We start from the raw sequence: 18153 nt of genomic DNA, 5'->3' as shown, positions 1-18153 counted from the left end.
AAATGGCGGTGAGATGGACATGCTGGAAAAGGGAAAAATATCGGCCCTGCAAATGGAATTTTTAATTGTCCCGGCTATCATTGCCACAGGTGTGCTTTCGATTCCATCCATATCGGGAAGGTTAGCCGGGCATGACATGTGGATGACGCCTATAGCAGGTTCTATAATCGGTTTTATCACGGTATTCATTGCATGGAAGCTTCATCAATTATTTCCAAGGATGACCCCTATCGAATACAGTGAGCAAATACTTGGAAAAGCACTTGGTAAACTCTTTAATTTCTTTCTTGTTTCCTTTTACTTGCATACTACAGGCATTGTCATCAGACAGTATTCAGATTTCATTACCGGCAACGTGATGCTGCAGACGCCTTCCGTCATTTTTTCCATTACTATCGTTTTTGTCAGTGCTTTGGCGGTTCGTGGCGGGATTGAAGTAATGGCCAGATCTGCAGTAATTTGCACAACTTTATTCATGGTTACTTCTTTATCACTGCTCTTATTGCTTAAGGAAATTGATCTTAGCTATATGAGGCCAGTTTTAGAGAATGGATTGCTCCCTGTTATGAAAGGGAGTTTGGTGCATAGCTCATGGTTCAGTGAGTTGTTTCTTCTTGCCTTTATCTTTCCTTTTATCAGTGATTCAAAAAAGGGATTAAGGTCGGGGATGAAATCAGCTTTGTATATTGTGCTGCTCCTCTTATATGTTAATTTTTTTGTTCTTACTTTTTTAGGGGTTTCATCTGTTAACCAATTTTATCCTGTATATTCAATCGTCCGTGCCATCAGTGTATTTGGTTTTTTCGAGAACTTTGAAGTTATCATTACAGCTTCGTGGGTACTAGGAAGCTTTGTGAAGGTCTCTGTTTTTTTATATGCTATCAGCTTGGGTCTTGCACAATTATTAAAGCTTTCAGATTATCGGCCAATTGTATTTCCATTGGCACTGCTTCTGATTTTTTTAAGTTATTGGGATATTCCTAATATCCTGTCAGTGGTCGAATTTTCTACAAGGATTCAGCCTTTTTATTTTGTCATCGTTCAAACTGTACTCCCGCTATTTCTGCTGTTTATTGCCATGGCACAAAGGAAATGGAGGGAGAGCGGTTGAAGAAAAGCCTGCTGATCACCATTTGTTTCTGCGCTGCAATTCTCAGCGGCTGCTCAGATCGAGTGGAAATGAATGAACTGGCCATCATTACGGCAGCTGCAATTGACAGACTGGAAGATGGGAAAACAAGAGTTTCTGTACAGTTGTTCATCCCCCGTGCCATTTCAAGCGGAGAAACGGGAGAAGATCCCAGCTCAGGTTCAACTTTCGTTCGGGAAGGAGTAGGGGATAATCTGGCTAATGCCATATCACTGCTGCAAATAAATGTGCCGAGAAGGTTGTTTTGGGGCCAATGTAAAATATTTATCTTTGGAAAAGGGCTTGCTCAAAAAGGAATACGGGAAGATATAGATTATTTAGCCCGGCATCCAAGTCCAAGGGGCAATTCTTTATTATTTGTAAGTGAAGCCGAAGCCAAGGAAATGCTGACTTTGATTCCTCCTTTAGAGAGGTACTCTGGAGATGCCCTAAAAAAATTATCTCAGGATGAAGATGGAACACAAACTACGCTAAGGGATGTAGATATAGGCTTCATGGAAGAATCTGAAAGTGTGTCCATGCCTTATATAAAAAAATTAGAGCAGACAGAAAGCTCCAGAAAGCCAAATGAAACGATACCTGTAATTACTGGTGCCGCTATATTCAAAAAAGATAAAATGGCAGGAACCCTGGATTTAAAGGAAAGCCGAGGCTTGCTATGGTTAAAAGACGAGATAAAAAGAAGCACCATATCTGTTAAACCTGAAGGGGCAAACGGAAAACTTACCATGACTCCGACACTGGGCAACACTAAATTCAGCCCCGAAATCAAAGATGGACGCTGGATCATGAATCTATACATTCGGCTTGAGGGAGATATTGTTCAAAATGAAACTCATCTCAACCTCATGAATGAAGCAGTGATAAAGAAAGTTAAGAAAGATTTTGAAGCAGCCTTAAAAGAAAGAATTGCTCAAACAATTGAAAAGCTCCAGCAGGAATACAGGGCAGATGTCATCGGGTTTGGGAGGAGATTCCATCAAAAATACCCGAACGAATGGAAAAAGGTAAAAGAGAATTGGGATGAAAAGTTCCCGGAGCTTGAGGTAAAAATCAATGTCAAAGCCAAAGTAAGACGGCCTGGATATATCGGCCCTCCTGCTGCACTTCCGAGAGATGAGGTGAAGGAATAATGCAATGGGATTGGACAACTATTGTTATCGTGCAGGTTTTGATATGGTTAATTGTTATTTTTGAGTGGAAGCAGCTCAAAAAGTACTCGAAGACTGACAAAATCACTTTTGCTGCAATCCTGTCTATTTCCGTCCTGTTGTCTTTTTTTAATCTGGAAGACCTGCCTGGACCGATCTCTCTTCTGCATTACATTTTTGGTCCCTTAGGGAAAATGATGGAGTAAAGAACATTTAAATTCTGATTGAAATCATGTCAAAAAAAGGAAATTTAAGAAATATCTTTATCCCTCCTTCATTAGTTGGACGAACCCTGAGGGTTGGACAATCATAAAAAATCGCTCATGAATTTAAAACTCAGAGCGATTTTTCTAGTTTATAGCATTAAAATATCTTATTTAATTTTCATCGAAACGTCACTTATTGAACAGCTTCCTCCCCCTGATAAATACGGAATGCTGGAACAATCGTATCCGAAACAATCTCTTTTCCTTTTTCGCGGATAAAATCCAATTTATAGTACGAGTCAAACCTTTGGCTGATCTCTGTCTTCACCAATTCAGGAGGAGTAACGACAATGAATTGGAACTTCAGCTTATCGGCTACTGCGAAAATTGGATCAAGCACATGGGCAGAAGCTGCTTGTCCGAACGGATTATCACAGACCAGCGGAACCCAGCTTTGATCCGTTTCACTTTTAACTGAAAGAAGCATCATCATCATGACCATACGGGCGGAAAGCTTTTGGCCGCCGCTGCCATCTGATTTAGTCTTTGAACCCTGGTTGATTGTCTGCCAGGTAGAATAATGCTCACGCTGCGGTTTCCCGTACATGAAGGCATTGTCAGTACGCATATTATATACCAGCAGCTCAGGATAACGATTCCTTAGCGAGATAAATAAAATCTGCTCATCACTGATGAGCTGTTTGATTTCCTGATCCAGCAGCTGATTATTGTCATCAATCATCTCAAAGCGCTTCGTAATTTTGTTTATCGCCGAAACAAAATGCTGTTTCAGTAAAGGTTCAACATCTTCCGCTTTTTTAGGCAGAATGTCTTCTTTGAGCTGGACAAGCGGGAATGAACCCCGTTCATTCTTTAGCTTCATTTTTGCAATCATTGAACGAATAGCCTCTGAAATGCTCATTACCTTCATGCTTGCCCGGCTTGCCCAGAAGTTTTGCGCCTTTTCCGCCCGTTCTTTGTCGCGCTCCAGCTGCTCCAGGCCGCTCTGTGAAAAGCGCTTCATGTTCAGGACGACACTTTGAATATGCGCATAATGCCTTGTATCCATATGATCAAGCGTGATTAAGACTTCATTTTTAAAGCGGATTTCCCAATCCTTTCCTTCAATAGCAAGCTTTAAATTCCTTAGTGATTGTTCAATCTTTGCATGCTTTTCCTGCCCTTCATCCTGAATAGCCTGATGTTTTTCACTCCAGAATAAGATGCTTTGTTTTCCCTGAGTCTTTAATTTCTCTATATCCTCATCTGTAAATGCGGCCGCTTCCTCTTTAAGTATGACGGACAAATGCAATTGATTGTTTTCAAACTCAGTTATGTTTTGTTCTGTCTCTTTTTTACGCTCTTCCGTTTTCTTTAACTCTGCATTTGTCTGTTTGGTCTGGTCAGTGATTTCAACCGTCTTGACTTCCAAATCAAGGTCTTCCCATTCTTCAGGCTGCTGATCATGCTTGGCCACTTTTTTAGCGGATTTTTTTCGCTGGTCTCTTCCATGCTTTAAGGAAGTTTCCGCAATGGTTACGGTCTTTTCCTGTTCACGTTCTTCTTTTTCTGCTGCCTTTGTTTCCTTTGCAGCTGTCTGAACCATTTTTTCTAAAATACTTATTGGTTCATCCGGTACAGGCGCATCCTTCCACTCTTCATTAAGAGCATGAAGTTTTTTCTCCAGCTTCAATTGCAGCTTTTGTTCTGATACCCTTGTCGCCTGAATCGCGAGCAGTTCACTCGCTTGTTCTTCTTTGGATTTTTGAAGCTGTTTAAGCTCTTCCATACTGCCATTGATTTCTTCTAAAATATAAGGTGATAATCGCGGAACCTCATCGGAAGCTTCAGCTTTTTCAGCGGCTGGGAAAGAAGCACCTTCAATAAAGAAGCTGATCTTCTTAATATCCTGCTCGGCTGACAGCTTCCATTCCAGATAGGTCTGGCTCCACTTTTCCTGAAGGTCTGCAATGGACTGAAGCTCGTTCCCCAGCTCATTCTGCAGCTTCTCAAATGCTTCCTTCTGCTTCTCTTTTTCCTGCTTTACCCGTTTATTTTCCTGTTGCACCGACTTTTCACGGTTAAATTCCGCTAAGGATTCTGCCTCTTTAGAAAGCTTATCAATCTTTTTCTTCGTCTTGTCCAGCTGTTCTCTAAGTCCCAGCTGCAGTTCTTTTTCTTTTTCCTCCTGCACAATGATAGCCTGCAGCTCTGTTTTTCTCGAAAGCAGGGCTTCCTTTTCCTGAAGCTGTGCTTTTTCGAGATCAACAGCAAGGTCGCTTGCAAGGAACCGGTCTATTTCTTTCATAATACGGCGCAGAGCTGTTTCTGTTTTTTCCAGCTCTGCAAGAGTTTCTTTCTTTTCTTCAATTTGTTTCGCAATCTGAATTGTCCAGTTTGTGAATTGATTTTTATCCGCCAGCAGCTCCTTCTCTGTCCCAGTGATCATCACAAAGGCATTCTGCTGATTCTCGCCAGCCATTTCTTCACGCATAAAAATCGGGACCGGACTTTTAAACATCCTTCCGCTAAAAACCTGCTTATTGATTTTTTCCCATTGAGTCCTGCTGACCACTAAGCCGTATGGCAGTAGTGGATAAGCAAGCATGTGGCTTGCCATTTCATCCGGCTTTAAGGTTTGGAGAAATTGGGATCCGTAAAATACGTCAATACCGGTCTTTTCATCAATCCATTCCTTCAGTTCCTTCACATCATTATTTGCAATCCAGAAATGCTCATCATTCAAGGCATAATCCAGCTGCGTTTCCCAGAGTGCTTTCTTTAATTCTTCCGCTTGCCCGCGATTTTGCACGAGAAGCTCTTCCACTTCCAAGGAGTATTTTGATAAAAGGGCATTTGTGAATGGAGCTGTAACACCTTGCAGAACGCCCTGCAGCCGATTGTACAGCTTTGTTTCTTTCTGCTGCTGGTCTTCCTTTTTCCTTTTCAACTCTTCACATTTTTCTTCAGAAAACTGGATGGATTGCGCGAGTGTGCCATGGGAAGAAGCAAGCTGATTCTGCTTTTCATTTGATCTAAGCTCTTTTGCCTGAATATCATCGAGTGCCGCTTCTTTGGTTTCTTTCTGTTTATGCAGATTTTCTATTAAACCCGTTAAATCATAGGTAATGCGGTCACCGAATTCCTTGATGAGCTGTTCTTCTTTTGATTCAAATTCATGGATTTGGGTATAAAGAAAATCAATTTCCGTACGAAGCTTGGCAATCTCCTGGGTCTTTTGTTTATCCTGCTTAGACAGGTCGTTTGCTTTTTTCTTTAAATATTTCTGATAACCTGTATAATGCTGAACGGCTTCCCCAATGGCAGCGGAGGCTTTTTCCCACTGCTGTGCCGCTTCTTTTTTGATCTCATCCATTCTATGATTCACTTGCTCCAGGCCGCTGTTTTGCTCAAGCTTTGCAATCTGCTGGGAAAGCGCACTGATGCTTTGATCCCCTTCATGCCATTCTTTCAATAACAGCTGAAAAGCCAGCTCCTCTTTTCTCTCCTGCTTTTCCTTAACAACTTCCTTCAGAACTAAATGCTTCTTCTGCTCTTCCGCTAAGTTCTTCTCCCAAGTCAGCACTTCCCGGTGTGCTTTAGCATATTCAAGATTATCTTTCTGAAAACGCAGATCCACTTGCCGGCCTGTTAATTTTTCAATTTCCTTATCAAGCTCTATGAGTGTTTCTTCTTCTGTTTTCTTCAAGTGCTCTAACGCGCCAAGCAGCTGTCTTCCAGCTTTAATGCTGTCCTCCACAATTTCCCTATGCCCGACACCCTTTTCAAGACTCTCTTCAAATGGAAGGATATCTTCCAGAAACTCTTTATGTGCCTGCTCTCTCTTCAGCAAAACAGGGAGGTCTTTCGCAATGCTTGCCTGGCTTTTAAAAATCTCAACCAGATCGTTCTTCTGATGCTCCGTCCGGTGCAGTACCTGACTTACTGTCGGTATGATCCGCTTTTGGAAAAGGGAATGATCATCTTCAGCCCCTTCAAAGAATTTTCCAACCCCGCCTTCATCCTTATTAATATCCTTCATAATATCCCAGTCTTTTCGGTTAATCCCATATGTATCAAGAATACGGTAGTGTTTCTTAGTGTCCCGGTAAACATCGTACCCATTCCATTTTAAATAATCCTTCAGTCCTTCTGTTTCAGCCAGCTCTCCATCTTCATAGAGCGGAATATGATCAAGTGATGCTTCTTCTTTTCTTTCAAACTCTCTTGTATAAAAGGTAATATCAGGGACGATTTTCGCTTCCTGTTCAAGCGGTTTGCTTTCTCCGCCTTCTTCATTCATGGAAATCCGCTGTTCTGCTGAAAACATACCGCCCGTCACCAAATGCCTGCGGTCTGCACCGTCGAGCTCCCATTGAACCAGAACATGAAAGGTATAAGGCAGGAACTGCTCTTTATTATTAAAAAAGAATTGCTGATAATATCGGTTATTCTGCTTTCCCCAAGCGGTACCCGGCTTAAGGATCTGAAATATAGTCTGCAGGAAAACACCTTTCCCGCCGCCATTCATCATCGATATGAGGCCATTTGTGGAGGTTTCCCCATTATGAAAGTTAAATGTGGTGTCCTTATACTGCTTTTGCATGCCATCATATTTCAGGCCGGCAATTCTAATTCGATGTATTTTCGGCATGCTGATCCTCCTCGGTTTTCATTAATTCCTTGAACATTTCATAACGGTCATAGTCATGATACAGATATTCAATCCGCTCAAATAACTCCTGCTTTGGAATGGCCTTCGGTATATCCTCCCGATCCAGGATGACAATGAGCCCTTCTGTTTCCAACAGACGCATGGCACTTGTAATCAAACCGATCCTCGTTCTGCGATTGGCTTTCTTAAATCCGTAATCATCTGTGTCGACCTCCATGTATTTCCATGTGGTCACAACGTCTTTCATATCAATTTTTTCGTCTTCTCCGAAATCCGGTTTTACTTTAAGCAGGCTATCCCAATTCACAATGACATCATTGACTTGCCGCTCCAATGTATAGAAGCTGATTCCTTCGCGCTTGGTGCGGATCTTGGCCGCCTGATTGCGGTCGATGGCTGCAAGGAATGCCATAATAACAACACTCATCAGGTGAAAATGTTTTTTTGTTTCAACCTGCTTATGCCTGTCCTTCATATGTGTAAAATTCGTTGCAAAAACAGAGCCGGTCGGCTGGACAACGAGCTGAATCCGTTTAGGTGATTCAATGATAAAGGTCCCTGATTCGTCTGCCATTAAAAGCACCGTCTGTCTTACATCAGGATCGAAATACGCCTGAAAGTGCTCGCTGCTTTCATCAATGACCTTGTCTTTTAATAGCGTAAAATAAACTGCTGATGCAGTCTTAATACTTTCTGCACTCATTACTTCTCCTCCTGAACACAAATTTTAAACGGAGTGATTTTCATTTGATACCAAAGGAAAGGCTCTGCCCGATGATCAAACTCGGTATAAAGTTTCAATCCTTCAAACACCTGGAATTGCGGATACTCCTGCATCAGTTTATACAGAAGAATTTCCCGCTCATCGCTCAGAGACTCTTCCCTCCGGTGCAGCACCTGTACCTTCAGCGGCTTTTTATCAAACATCATCCATAAATCAATCGTTTCCGATTCCTCAAACCAGAAATCCTGTACCTCTAGCGGCAATGTCGTTAAGTCAGCCAGCGAAAACTCTCCATATGACTGCAAATATTGAAATACATAGCTCCAGGCCTTGATAACAGAATCCCAGTTGGTAACGCGCTGCCGTGTAATACTTTCCTCTTCCGTTTCTTCCTCTATCGCCTCTGTCTGCTGTTTTTCATCAAATTCCTGTTCGCCCCAAATCCAATCCAAAGGTAAGATAAATTCATTCTTTGGTGAAAATAAAGGACCCAGTACCTGTTCAACACGATTAAAGGAAGATCCCCCCTCCTTCATGAACCAATTTTCATAAATATGCTCACGAAACGAAACGAGGCTCGTTTCCCAAAACAGTGAGGGGTTTTCCGCTTTTAATTTTATTTCATAGGAGATATTCTGAATCACAAGCTTGGCGAAACGGTCATGCAATTGCCTTGTATGGCCGATCTTTTCCTGGAGTAAGATCAACTCTTTTTGTATGAGATCATTTTCCTCATTTCTTCGTTTCGTTTTTTCGATCATGCTGCTGATGGTGCGGAAGTGATTCTTCTCTTCTTCGAACTGCTTTTCAATTTCCGCACGGTTATCAGCCCTTTGCATTTCTTCTTCCATCAATAAGATTTTGGGATTATTAATCATTTCTTTTTGAAAGGAGAATTCTCTTGACATTAAGCGGTTGACCCGTGAAATGAGGTGATCGAGGTTTCGGGTAGCTTTGCGAAAATTGCCGTTTTTAATCAGCTGCATACTGTAAAGCTGTTCAATGGTGATCGAGAATTCTTCTGCCATTTCCCTGCTCATGAAAATCATTTCCTGTGAGATATCAGTAAGCTTATAAACGATTGATCCGCCCATTTCCAGGTTTGTATATAATTCATCCATTGTCACATAGCGGAATACCTGTGTCTCCCATGACTGCCTGATTTCATCGTAATAAAGGGCTTCAAACGGCCTGCTGTATTCTTCTTTTCCCTGATACAGAAGCCCGCTTGTAATTCGTTCAATCTGCTTCTCATCAGCCAAAAGCTTCATTTGTTTAATCGAATCTTCGACCATATATTTGATATCCGATTTTCGCCGATGATCATCATCATTCAATTCGCGGTAAAAAATGGTGAGGAGCACCTGCATCAGAATTGTCTGGATATGAGGCTTCAGTTCTCCGACTTCCATTCCTCTCCCAAGCTCAAACAGCGGATTCAAACGCTGCATCCGCTGGGCGAATCCTTCCCATGATTCGTTCACATCCATCTCCTCCATGTTTCAATTGTCAGGACTTCCTGAGGAATCCGTTTATTTTCATGCCACAATTGCATTAAGAGTTCTTTTTCTTCTTCCGTAAACCACTTGAAGAAGGCATCACGGTATTTAAAATATTGAGACTGTCCTGATCTCTGTTCATTTCTTTGATCAAGACATTCCAGCATTTTACGATAAATCTTTAATGCAGGCTGAATGCAGCTATCAGGATATTTTTCTATCAGCCTGGTCATGATCCCGTACCCTGCCGCATCAAGATCTCCTGCATAGTAGAATAGATACGATTTAACAGGGAAAATTTTAAAGAAAAACGAAAAGCTGCGTTCTATTTTAGTTCCTTCTCCATATATGATAAGTTCAGGCTCATAATCAAGCAGATCCCTTTCCAATAATTGAATTGAAGTATGAAAGAATGATAGATTCTCGACAATCAGCACTCTCTGAATATCTTTGATCTCTTTTCCCTGCTTCATCCAAAAAACAAAAGGTTCCCCGTATTTAACCACCTTGAGCTGCTCTTCAGATATGCCAATTCTTGCTAAAAAGCCCTTTCCATCAGGAAAACTGATCCCATCCAGCAGAAATTTTTCGTGGCCGAACAGCTCCAGGCTTCTCTCTTCAAGTGAAACTGTTTCCCGTTCACCGCTCGTTTGGAGAAAACCATATAAACAATGAATACGGCCCCATTCCTCTTTCGTCTGCCACTCCGGGTGCCTTTCATAAAATGAGAAATCGAACAGATCACTCAGCTTCATCATCTCGAGCCGGTCCCATTTGTCAGCTTGAGATTTCACATTAACCCAGTAATATAAAGACAACGCCGGTGTTTTCCCGTTGTATTGATTATTATGTATAGGAGTCAGCTGCCCTTCATCCTGCAATGATAGAATGGCTTCATAAAAAAGGGAATAACCATCCAGTTCATAATAGTCATCCAGTAATTTTCGCAGCTGAAATTCTAAATCGTTTATATTTAACTTCTTCTTTTGCTTCGGGTGCTGAATATCATCAATAAAACTTCTCACCCTTGTTTCAATGATGTTGATTTTGTTCACCTTCTTACACATCTTTGTGTCTTAGAGACTGAAATTATCTCATGCAGACATCATTTTTATTATAAACTAGTTGTGGAATGGATGTAATGGATTTAAGCGAGAAGAAAATGGGAGGGAGTTTAGCAAAAATTACTCCCGCATATATAGGGCAGTAGGGAAACGCGGAAATGCAGTAACACTGATCAGTTTTAACGCACTTCAATTGAATGCGGAATTTTGACAGCAGTTTGGCCTGCTTGGCAGTGGATAAGGTGTTTCTATCATTAGCTTGTATGTCGATTATTACTGGTTTTATTGGATATGAGGTATCTTCACGAGCTTTGACGCCGTTTATTACTGCTTCCATTGGATAAGAAGTATCAACTACAAGCTTTGACGCTGCTTATGTCTGGTTTTATTGGATAAACGGTACCTAACCAGTCCTTTGATGCCGTTTATTACTGATTTTATGGGTAAGAGGTATCATTCTCGAGCTTTGACGCGGCATTTTTTGGGTTTTATCGGATAAACGGTAACTTCATCCGATAATCTTTTTTCGCACCGGTACATATAGAACAACTCTGCATTTCCCTTCTGTATCTTCAGCAGGATTATTCAGATTAATTTCAAGGTTATGTCTATCGTAATCAGGGTCATATTCGCTAATTGGGAGCCATTCTCTAAACATATACTGATAGGCATACCGTAATTTATCAGGTGCATCATAGAATGGATAAATTGCATCATCCCCGGCAGCAGGCTTTTTAAACATTATTTGCTTATCCCCCTTTTTATCAAATCCTTCAGGGATTGTAATACACGCATCATGGCGGCAATTATTGCTCTCCACCAGCTCAGGGTTATCCAGTGAAATACCTATGAAAGATTCCGCCAGGGGAAATAACCCATTGGTGCTTGCCCAGCTAATCAATCTTCCTCAATGATACTGCGGCTCAAAATAACTTTCTGTACGCCTGATATACGCTACTTCTGTTTCAGATAATTTCTTTACGATGATCTCCATTTCAACCCTCTCCCTAATTGGAATTATTCCTTTAATAATTTTGGCCATCTTTCTTTTTTATTCTTTCTCCAATTTCATTTTTCTGCAACAAAAAAAGCGCGCAGCTTTTTATGCTGAACGCGCCTTTATATAGCAAATGCATGGTTGCCTATTTTTTTTACTACTTCTCGAGAAAAAATCCACTGGCTTGTAGCCGTGTCAGGGTTATAAAAATAAAGAAGCTCATCGTTTTGCTCCTTATCAATGAGTGCTTTCTCAACGGCCTGAACTGCTTCATTGCTTGCAGGTTCATTGATGGAACCATTTTGAACTGGTTCAAAAGCATTCTTCTGATAAATAACTTCCTTGACCGAATCCGGGAATTGTTCATGCTCGACACGGTTCAGAACCACGTCAGCAACAGCAACTTTTCCTTCAAACGGCTCCCCTTCTGCTTCAGCTTGTACAAGACGTGCAAGCAGCTTCTTTTCTTCCTCTTTAATGAATCGATGATCCGTTGATGATGACTCCTTCGCGTCAACTTCAACTTTTTTATATGTCAGTGTCTCTGGAGCTTTCTGATCCACTGTCTCAGCATCGAAATGATCTGCAGGAAACATGCTATATGAACCCATAATGAGGGAAATGGCAGCAACAAATGTTACTAAATTTTTCATTTTGTAAACCTCCTGTTTGTAGTTTTTAGGCAAAAACAGGCCACTTACAAGGCTAACAGGTTTACAGGGATAACTCATTAGTGAATCAATGGGAGAATTACCAATCCAAAAAATGGAATTAAAAATTTGCCCATATAATAACTTAACTTATATATTTGTTATAGCATTTGAAAAAATATGATTTTAAACTTATGGTTACAGCCTAAGAGGATCGAGGTGTTAAAATAGTTGAAAGTACTTGAAACTGATCGATTGATTCTTCGCTGGTTAACACCGGATGATGCAGCATTCATTCTCGAACTTTTAAACGAACCTTCATGGATTCGTTATATTGGCGATAAAGGTGTACGTACCCTTGAAGATGCAAAGAATTATATTGTGACCGGACCCATGAAAATGTACTCTCAGGCGGGCTTTGGCCTCTTTATAGTTGAACGGAAGGAAGGAAACACTCCCATTGGAATGTGCGGATTGATAAAACGGGATACTCTGGACAATGTAGATATTGGATTTGCTTTTTTATCCAGATATCAAACGCAAGGCTACGGGTTTGAGTCAGCTTCTGCTGTATTAAAATATGGCCATAACCAGCATGATCTGGAACGGATATTGGCTATCACAACCTTAGACAATCATTCTTCCTCAGCACTGCTTGAAAAGATCGGCATGAACTATGAAGGAACCATTATTTTGGATGGTGAAGATCTAAAGTTATTTGCATCTGAAAAATAACTTCTTCTATCCTTTACTAAGGTGTCTGCCCCCAAACGTAATAATTTTTGCTAAGGGCAGACACCTTCTTTATTAGATATCCATTACATATCCAATCAGCTTTTGCTTTGTCTCTTCATCCGCAAACGAAGCTTCCACGCTATTTGTGTATATGTGCTTATAATCCTGATCACTCATAGCGAATGTCTTTGAAACTATTGCACACTCCTTTGCCATCGTTGTATCCGATACTGTTCTGTTATCCGTATTAACTGTTACTTTTATTCCATCCCGATGGAAGTCGGAAATTGGGTGTTCGCTAAATTGGTTTACCGCTTTCGTTTGAACATTGCTGGTTGGGCACATTTCAAGCACAACTTGTTTTTCCTTTACAAGCTTGTAAGCCTCTTCACAGTCTTTAATAAATACACCGTGTCCGATTCGTTCAGCTCCCAGCCATTCAACGGCCTCCAGCACATTTTTACCGATTCCCGTTTCACCGGCATGAATGGTGACTTTGTATCCATATTCTCTGGCCAGCGCGATCGGTTCAATGAATTTCCCGCAGAAGCCTTCCTCCTCGGAAGCACACAAATCTATTGCGACAACCCCTTTTCCCAGGAATCCCCTTCCCTTTTCAACGACCTCAAATGCACTTTCTGCCCTCATCGTTCTCATGCATGATAAAATAATATTTCCTTTAATATCAAATACTTCTTCAGCTTCTCTTATCCCTTCAATCACACTTTGGATGATTTTTTCTACGGATAATCCCTTCCGCGTATGAAGTAAAGGGGCAAAGCGCACCTCCATGTACTTCACATTTTCATTTGCTGCATCTTCAAAAAGCTCAAAGGAAATTCTTTTTAAATTTTCCTTTGACTGCATGACCAAGTTAGGAATGGAGAATCTTTTTAGATATTCATCCAAAGATTCGCAATCCAACGGGGCAATTAGTTCTCCTTTGATTTTTTCTTTATCAAAAGAAGGCAGGCTGATGCCATCTCTTTCCGCGATATCTATGATGGTTTCAGGTCTTACACTTCCGTCCAAATGGCAGTGAAGTTCAATTTTAGGCATATTAGTAAAATTCATAGCTTGACCTCCTAGATTTTTTACAAAAAAAAAATTCCTGATTACGAAGAAAATACAGCACATGTATCTTCTTCGTAATCAGGAATTATAGGTTCCTGGTAGAGACCTCCAAACCATATTATTGGAGTTATACGAATGAAAGCATTTCATTTGGTTTTTTAAAAGGATAAATAATATTATTGTTTTTGTCAATCACTTATTCAAAGTTTTAGCAGCTCTTCTATATGCCCTATTGCACCCTGAAGCCGCTCCTTATAATCTCCTTTGAGGGTTTTGTAATTAATCTTATGGTTGTTCAGCAGTGTTTTTAGAGCATCGTTGTTTTGGAGCCTTACTTCATTCTCTCCATGAACACGAAGTCCATCATCCACCCATTTCACATCAGGTTCAAGATATAGCCATAGGTCATAATCCTGCAGGTTCGCTATTTCATCCAGCACTGTTTGATGCTCATTGTTGTATAGGCTGGAGTAAAACTGAGTCACGATTGCCTCTGTGTCGATAAAAACAACTCTGTTCGCTTTTTCAATCGCCTTAATTTCACTAAGCTTATGGCCATATGCAATTTTGTGGTAATCCTCCTTCACCATAATTCCATCGCAGCCGCCTAATTCTTCGCAAACCGTTCTGCCATATTCCTCCACAAAAGAAGTGTTGTAGATTTTAGCAAGATTTCTCGTCAGGGTAGATTTCCCGCAGCTCTCGGTTCCCACTACTACAACCTTCTTAACGAAATATGGTTTAACAAAGTCCGGAATGTATTCCCAATGATGAAAGACTCCTTCATTGCGGATCGCTGTTGCCGATATATTCACCTGTCTCCGGCTTGGATCAATCAATTCGTGTTTCGCTTCAGGATAAAGTTTAGTAAAGATCTCGTTATATTCATACTCTGAACTAAATACATAATCAATTCGCTTTCCAATTGCCTTTTTTATCTCTACTGCACCTTCTGCCCAGTTGTAATCCTCATCCCCCTGATTGTCTTTAATGGATATGACCTTCACATGCGGCATATCTTTAGTTAATTGACTGAGCCAGCGCAAGCGGATATGAGACGGGATATAAGGCATTTTAGAATGCTGGCATAATTGTCTGTCACGCAATTCGCTATGAGACAGCACAACATACAGTTTATCCACGGTGGAGGAAGCCTGAACGATGGCATAAACATGGCCAAGATGAAGCGGGAGAAACTTGCCTCCAATAAATCCGACTGTCATTTAGACCTCCTCCTTATTCTGTTTCACATATAATTTCCGCCAGTTGATATATCCATAAATGCTGTTGACCAGGAAAGCAGTCCACATGACTAACATCGAGAAGTCATTGCCCCCCTGTGAGATAAGGGCACTCGTCCACAGGATAATGGATAAAACATTAACGGAAATCCAGAGGAGCCATTGCTCCGCAAATCTCTTCAGCATTAAGATCTGCGCAGTTATAGAAAGAACGTTAGTAGCTGAATCCGTCCAGACAAATTTCCCCTCTAAATATTTAAGGAAAAACCCATACCCAATTGTAAGAATGAAAATGGATACTAATGTATAGAACCATCCTGTTTTAGTCAGGCTTTTAACCTGCACATCTTCCCCTTTAACACCGCGATTTGTTTTATGCTGCCTCCATAGATACATCCCAATAAATTGTATTGGAAAATAAAACAGGGCATTAAGCATGGCTTCACCATAAAGACCATATCCGTAAGCAATATAAGCATAAGTTAAGGTTTGAACAATACCAAAGTAATAGTTTGCAATCTTACCTTTTGCCACCAGCACCACACATAACATGCCGCTTATAGATGAAACCAGGCCAAGAAGTGAATCAGACCAGGCAAAGAATAGATAAATGTTAACCAGTGTAAACGTGATCAGCCATATAATTTCAAATCGCGTCCAGTTTTTAAAAATCCCCATGTGTATCTCTCCCTTAAATATTTGCATTTTCACCCTTGCAGCTTGTTTCGATATACTGACACAATCGGCTGAAAGTCATTGAATCGATAAAGCTGAGCCGGCGTTTTTGAATAGCGGTTTGATTTCTTAGGCTTTCCGTTTTCCATTACAGCTTCAATAAATGGAAGTGTCGGTGCTTTTCTGAAAAAGGCAGCATCAGTCGAGATCGTTGAGTCATCCAATACCGTCAATAAGACGCCCTGGAGTTCAGAAAGCACGAATTCTTTTGGAAGAAAATGCTTAGCCAGTGTTGTCAGTGCCATATCTTTTTTAATAAACCAGACTGCATCATCGATAATGGTCTGATGATCAAAAGCAAAATCAAGTTTAACTGCGTCTTCAAGTGAAAATAACTCAATCTCAGATGCATCATAAGTCTTTTTCCGGCTGGCTAAAGCCGCTTCATTAGTGATAACATAGTGCGCATTAGAGATAATCCATCCCCGCTGATCCCGGCCAGGAGAATCATAAACACCAAAATGCTTTATTTTCAACCCTTCCACTCCGGTTTCCTCCGCTAATCTTCGCTCTGCTGTCTGAAAAGCTGTCTCTCCTGGCCGGACAAATCCTCCTGGAAGCGCCCACTTACCTGCTTCCATATTTGGATTTCCTTCATGGTCCAGTTCACTTCTTTTAATCAGCATGATTTTCAGCTCTTTTTTTGGAGGTTTATACTCTCCAACTTGTTCAGATGTGATGGTAAAAACCGCAATATCACTTGTATAACCGTCAGGGGTAATAAACTTATTCTTCAAATTGGTTCACCTCTTATTAATTAACATTTTGTTAATTGTTAATTAAAATATATTCCATTTTTTTCTGTTAGTCAATACGTTTCTCATTAGTATGAAAAAAAAACTGCCCAATAATTTGAGCAGTTTTCTAAGTCTTAATGCTGATTTTTAACTACTTCTTGTCCCCTTACATTCCATGTTACTGCAAAAATGAGGGCTGCAAGTACACAAGATGCGGTTAACAGCATAAATCCTGCATCCCATCCGGATGCATCTACGATGACACCCATTAACGCATTAGCAGTTACAGTACCTCCGAGGTAACCAAACAATCCAGTTAATCCTGCGGCAGTTCCGGCAGCCTTTTTAGGAACAAAATCAAGTGCCTGAAGGCCAATTAACATTACCGGTCCATAAATAAGGAAACCGATCGCAATCAGACAAATCATGTCTATCGTTGGATTACCTGCAGGGTTAAACCAGTAAACAAGGACTGCGATTAATACTCCCAGCATAAATACAAATCCTGCAGGACCTCGGCGCCCTTTGAAAAACTTATCTGAGATCCATCCGCATAATAGTGTTCCTGGTATACCTGCCCACTCATATAAAAAATAGGCTACACTGGATTTGCTCATATCGAAGCCTTTCTCCTCGCTCAAATATGTTGGTGCCCAGTCCAGTACACCATAACGGACGAAATAAACGAAAATATTAGCAATAGCAATTGCCCAAACCCATTTATTATTTAATACATACTTGAAAAGAATTTCTTTTGTTGTTAATTCAGTCTCAAAGGTTTTCTTGCTTCTGCTTGGATAATCATTGCGATATTCTTCAATGGATGGCAGCCCAGCCGATTGGGGAGTATCACGAATGAGGAAGTAGGCCATGAATGCAATAACAATAGCTACGAGTGCCGGTAAAATGAATACACCTTCATAGCCTGAAGAAGAGGTACCGGCTATGCCAGCGAACAATGCTGCACCCGCCACAGCCAGAGGTGCCATTAGACCGCCGCCGACGTTATGAGCTACATTCCAAATGGCTGTTTTGTTTCCTCTTTCATTGATGCTGAACCAGTGTACCAGAACACGGCCAGATGGCGGCCAGCCCATTCCCTGGAACCATCCATTTAAGAAAAGCATAATAAACATGATGGAAACAGACGAAGTAAAGAAAGGTACAAACCCCATTAATAAAGAAATAATTGCAGAAAGAATTAACCCTGCAGGCAAGAACACTCTTGGATTACTCCGATCTGAAAAGGTCCCCATGACGAATTTACTGATGCCATAGGAAATCGAAATAGCTGATAGTGCAAAACCAAGTTCAGTTTTGGAGAATCCTTCTTCAATAAAGTACGGCATAGCCAGCGAGAAGTTCTTCCGAATCAAGTAATACGCTGCATAACCAATGAAAATTCCCAGAAAGACTTGAAATCTAAGTTTCTTATACTCAGAATCAATTTGTTCTTCAGGCAATCTCTCAATTGGAGGAGCAGGCTTAAACATTTTGAACATTTATTTCCCCCCA

At 40.9% G+C, this 18153-nt stretch carries 14 protein-coding genes, 1 pseudogene and 1 riboswitch; of the genes and pseudogenes, 4 read left to right on the top strand and 11 right to left on the bottom strand.

Annotation, left to right across the window (positions count from 1 at the left end):
• Positions 1-13 precede the first annotated feature (13 nt).
• From AC6CHU_RS07840 to AC6CHU_RS07830, 3 genes are read left to right on the top strand one after another with little or no spacing between them, the layout of a single operon-like run.
• Positions 14-1111 carry a GerAB/ArcD/ProY family transporter gene (locus tag AC6CHU_RS07840; protein WP_498121079.1) on the top strand — a complete coding sequence of 366 codons (1098 nt, stop codon included), beginning with the start codon at positions 14-16 and terminating at the stop codon, positions 1109-1111.
• Positions 1108-2283, top strand: coding sequence for a Ger(x)C family spore germination protein (locus AC6CHU_RS07835; RefSeq protein ID WP_498121077.1), 1176 nt, complete (start codon positions 1108-1110; stop codon positions 2281-2283). The genes AC6CHU_RS07840 and AC6CHU_RS07835 overlap by 4 nt, the downstream gene beginning before the upstream one ends.
• On the top strand, positions 2283-2507 hold the full coding sequence (locus tag AC6CHU_RS07830; protein WP_498121075.1) for a hypothetical protein: 225 nt from the start codon (positions 2283-2285) through the stop codon (positions 2505-2507). Before AC6CHU_RS07835 ends, AC6CHU_RS07830 begins: the two co-directional genes overlap by 1 nt.
• Before the next feature lie 193 nt (positions 2508-2700).
• Here the strand turns inward: AC6CHU_RS07830 and AC6CHU_RS07825 are convergent, their stop codons facing one another.
• The 6 genes and pseudogenes from AC6CHU_RS07825 to AC6CHU_RS07800 form a co-directional block, all read right to left on the bottom strand.
• Positions 2701-7161 (bottom strand): coiled-coil domain-containing protein, encoded by a 4461-nt coding sequence (locus AC6CHU_RS07825; RefSeq protein ID WP_498121073.1) that lies wholly within the window; start codon positions 7159-7161, stop codon positions 2701-2703.
• On the bottom strand, positions 7139-7885 hold the full coding sequence (locus AC6CHU_RS07820; RefSeq protein WP_498121072.1) for a DUF6063 family protein: 747 nt from the start codon (positions 7883-7885) through the stop codon (positions 7139-7141). The genes AC6CHU_RS07825 and AC6CHU_RS07820 overlap by 23 nt, the downstream gene beginning before the upstream one ends.
• Positions 7885-9396, bottom strand: a complete 1512-nt coding sequence (locus AC6CHU_RS07815) for a hypothetical protein (RefSeq protein WP_236566252.1) — start codon at positions 9394-9396, stop codon at positions 7885-7887. The genes AC6CHU_RS07820 and AC6CHU_RS07815 overlap by 1 nt, the downstream gene beginning before the upstream one ends.
• Positions 9387-10460, bottom strand: a complete 1074-nt coding sequence (locus AC6CHU_RS07810; RefSeq protein ID WP_251282867.1) for a Wadjet anti-phage system protein JetD domain-containing protein — start codon at positions 10458-10460, stop codon at positions 9387-9389. The genes AC6CHU_RS07815 and AC6CHU_RS07810 overlap by 10 nt, the downstream gene beginning before the upstream one ends.
• Positions 10461-10977: 517 nt before the next feature.
• Positions 10978-11463 (bottom strand): annotated as a pseudogene (locus AC6CHU_RS07805) (AraC family transcriptional regulator).
• 125 nt (positions 11464-11588) lie between these two features.
• Positions 11589-12119, bottom strand: coding sequence for a cell wall hydrolase (locus AC6CHU_RS07800; RefSeq protein ID WP_251282866.1), 531 nt, complete (start codon positions 12117-12119; stop codon positions 11589-11591).
• A 228-nt stretch (positions 12120-12347) separates the two neighbouring features.
• Here AC6CHU_RS07800 and AC6CHU_RS07795 point away from each other — a divergent pair, with 228 nt between their 5' ends.
• A complete protein-coding gene (locus AC6CHU_RS07795) occupies positions 12348-12851 on the top strand; it encodes a GNAT family N-acetyltransferase (RefSeq protein ID WP_251282865.1) in 504 nt (167 codons plus the stop codon).
• A gap of 72 nt (positions 12852-12923) precedes the next feature.
• On the opposite strand, the gene add is transcribed toward AC6CHU_RS07795, so the two are convergent.
• The 5 genes from add to glpT form a co-directional block, all read right to left on the bottom strand.
• Positions 12924-13925 carry an adenosine deaminase gene (gene add, locus AC6CHU_RS07790; protein ID WP_251282864.1) on the bottom strand — a complete coding sequence of 334 codons (1002 nt, stop codon included), beginning with the start codon at positions 13923-13925 and terminating at the stop codon, positions 12924-12926.
• 55 nt (positions 13926-13980) lie between these two features.
• A riboswitch (purine riboswitch) is annotated at positions 13981-14080 on the bottom strand.
• A gap of 45 nt (positions 14081-14125) precedes the next feature.
• Positions 14126-15148 carry a multifunctional transcriptional regulator/nicotinamide-nucleotide adenylyltransferase/ribosylnicotinamide kinase NadR gene (gene nadR / locus AC6CHU_RS07785; protein ID WP_498121069.1) on the bottom strand — a complete coding sequence of 341 codons (1023 nt, stop codon included), beginning with the start codon at positions 15146-15148 and terminating at the stop codon, positions 14126-14128.
• On the bottom strand, positions 15149-15844 hold the full coding sequence (gene pnuC, locus AC6CHU_RS07780) for a nicotinamide riboside transporter PnuC (RefSeq protein WP_251282862.1): 696 nt from the start codon (positions 15842-15844) through the stop codon (positions 15149-15151). It lies immediately after the preceding gene.
• Between the two features lie 29 nt (positions 15845-15873).
• Positions 15874-16638, bottom strand: coding sequence for an NUDIX domain-containing protein (locus tag AC6CHU_RS07775; protein ID WP_251282861.1), 765 nt, complete (start codon positions 16636-16638; stop codon positions 15874-15876).
• A 134-nt stretch (positions 16639-16772) separates the two neighbouring features.
• Entirely contained in the window at positions 16773-18140 is a 1368-nt protein-coding gene (gene glpT, locus AC6CHU_RS07770; RefSeq protein WP_498121067.1) for a glycerol-3-phosphate transporter, read from the bottom strand.
• Between the last annotated feature and the right edge of the window lie 13 nt (positions 18141-18153).

It is taken from the genome of Cytobacillus sp. GQ23, from assembly GCF_059758675.1.
This window is presented reverse-complemented; position numbering and strand designations above follow the sequence as displayed.

Bases quoted from the DNA above. Each gene is read 5' to 3' on its own strand.
- AC6CHU_RS07840 (WP_498121079.1), top strand. From the start codon at position 14: ATGGACATGCTGGAAAAGGGAAAAATATCGGCCCTGCAAATGGAATTT.
- AC6CHU_RS07830 (WP_498121075.1), top strand. From the start codon at position 2,283: ATGCAATGGGATTGGACAACTATTGTTATCGTGCAGGTTTTGATATGG.
- AC6CHU_RS07825 (WP_498121073.1), bottom strand. From the start codon at position 7,161: ATGCCGAAAATACATCGAATTAGAATTGCCGGCCTGAAATATGATGGC.
- AC6CHU_RS07820 (WP_498121072.1), bottom strand. From the start codon at position 7,885: ATGAGTGCAGAAAGTATTAAGACTGCATCAGCAGTTTATTTTACGCTA.
- AC6CHU_RS07815 (WP_236566252.1), bottom strand. From the start codon at position 9,396: ATGGATGTGAACGAATCATGGGAAGGATTCGCCCAGCGGATGCAGCGT.
- AC6CHU_RS07800 (WP_251282866.1), bottom strand. From the start codon at position 12,119: ATGAAAAATTTAGTAACATTTGTTGCTGCCATTTCCCTCATTATGGGT.
- add (WP_251282864.1), bottom strand. From the start codon at position 13,925: ATGAATTTTACTAATATGCCTAAAATTGAACTTCACTGCCATTTGGAC.
- nadR (WP_498121069.1), bottom strand. From the start codon at position 15,148: ATGACAGTCGGATTTATTGGAGGCAAGTTTCTCCCGCTTCATCTTGGC.
- pnuC (WP_251282862.1), bottom strand. From the start codon at position 15,844: ATGGGGATTTTTAAAAACTGGACGCGATTTGAAATTATATGGCTGATC.
- glpT (WP_498121067.1), bottom strand. From the start codon at position 18,140: ATGTTCAAAATGTTTAAGCCTGCTCCTCCAATTGAGAGATTGCCTGAA.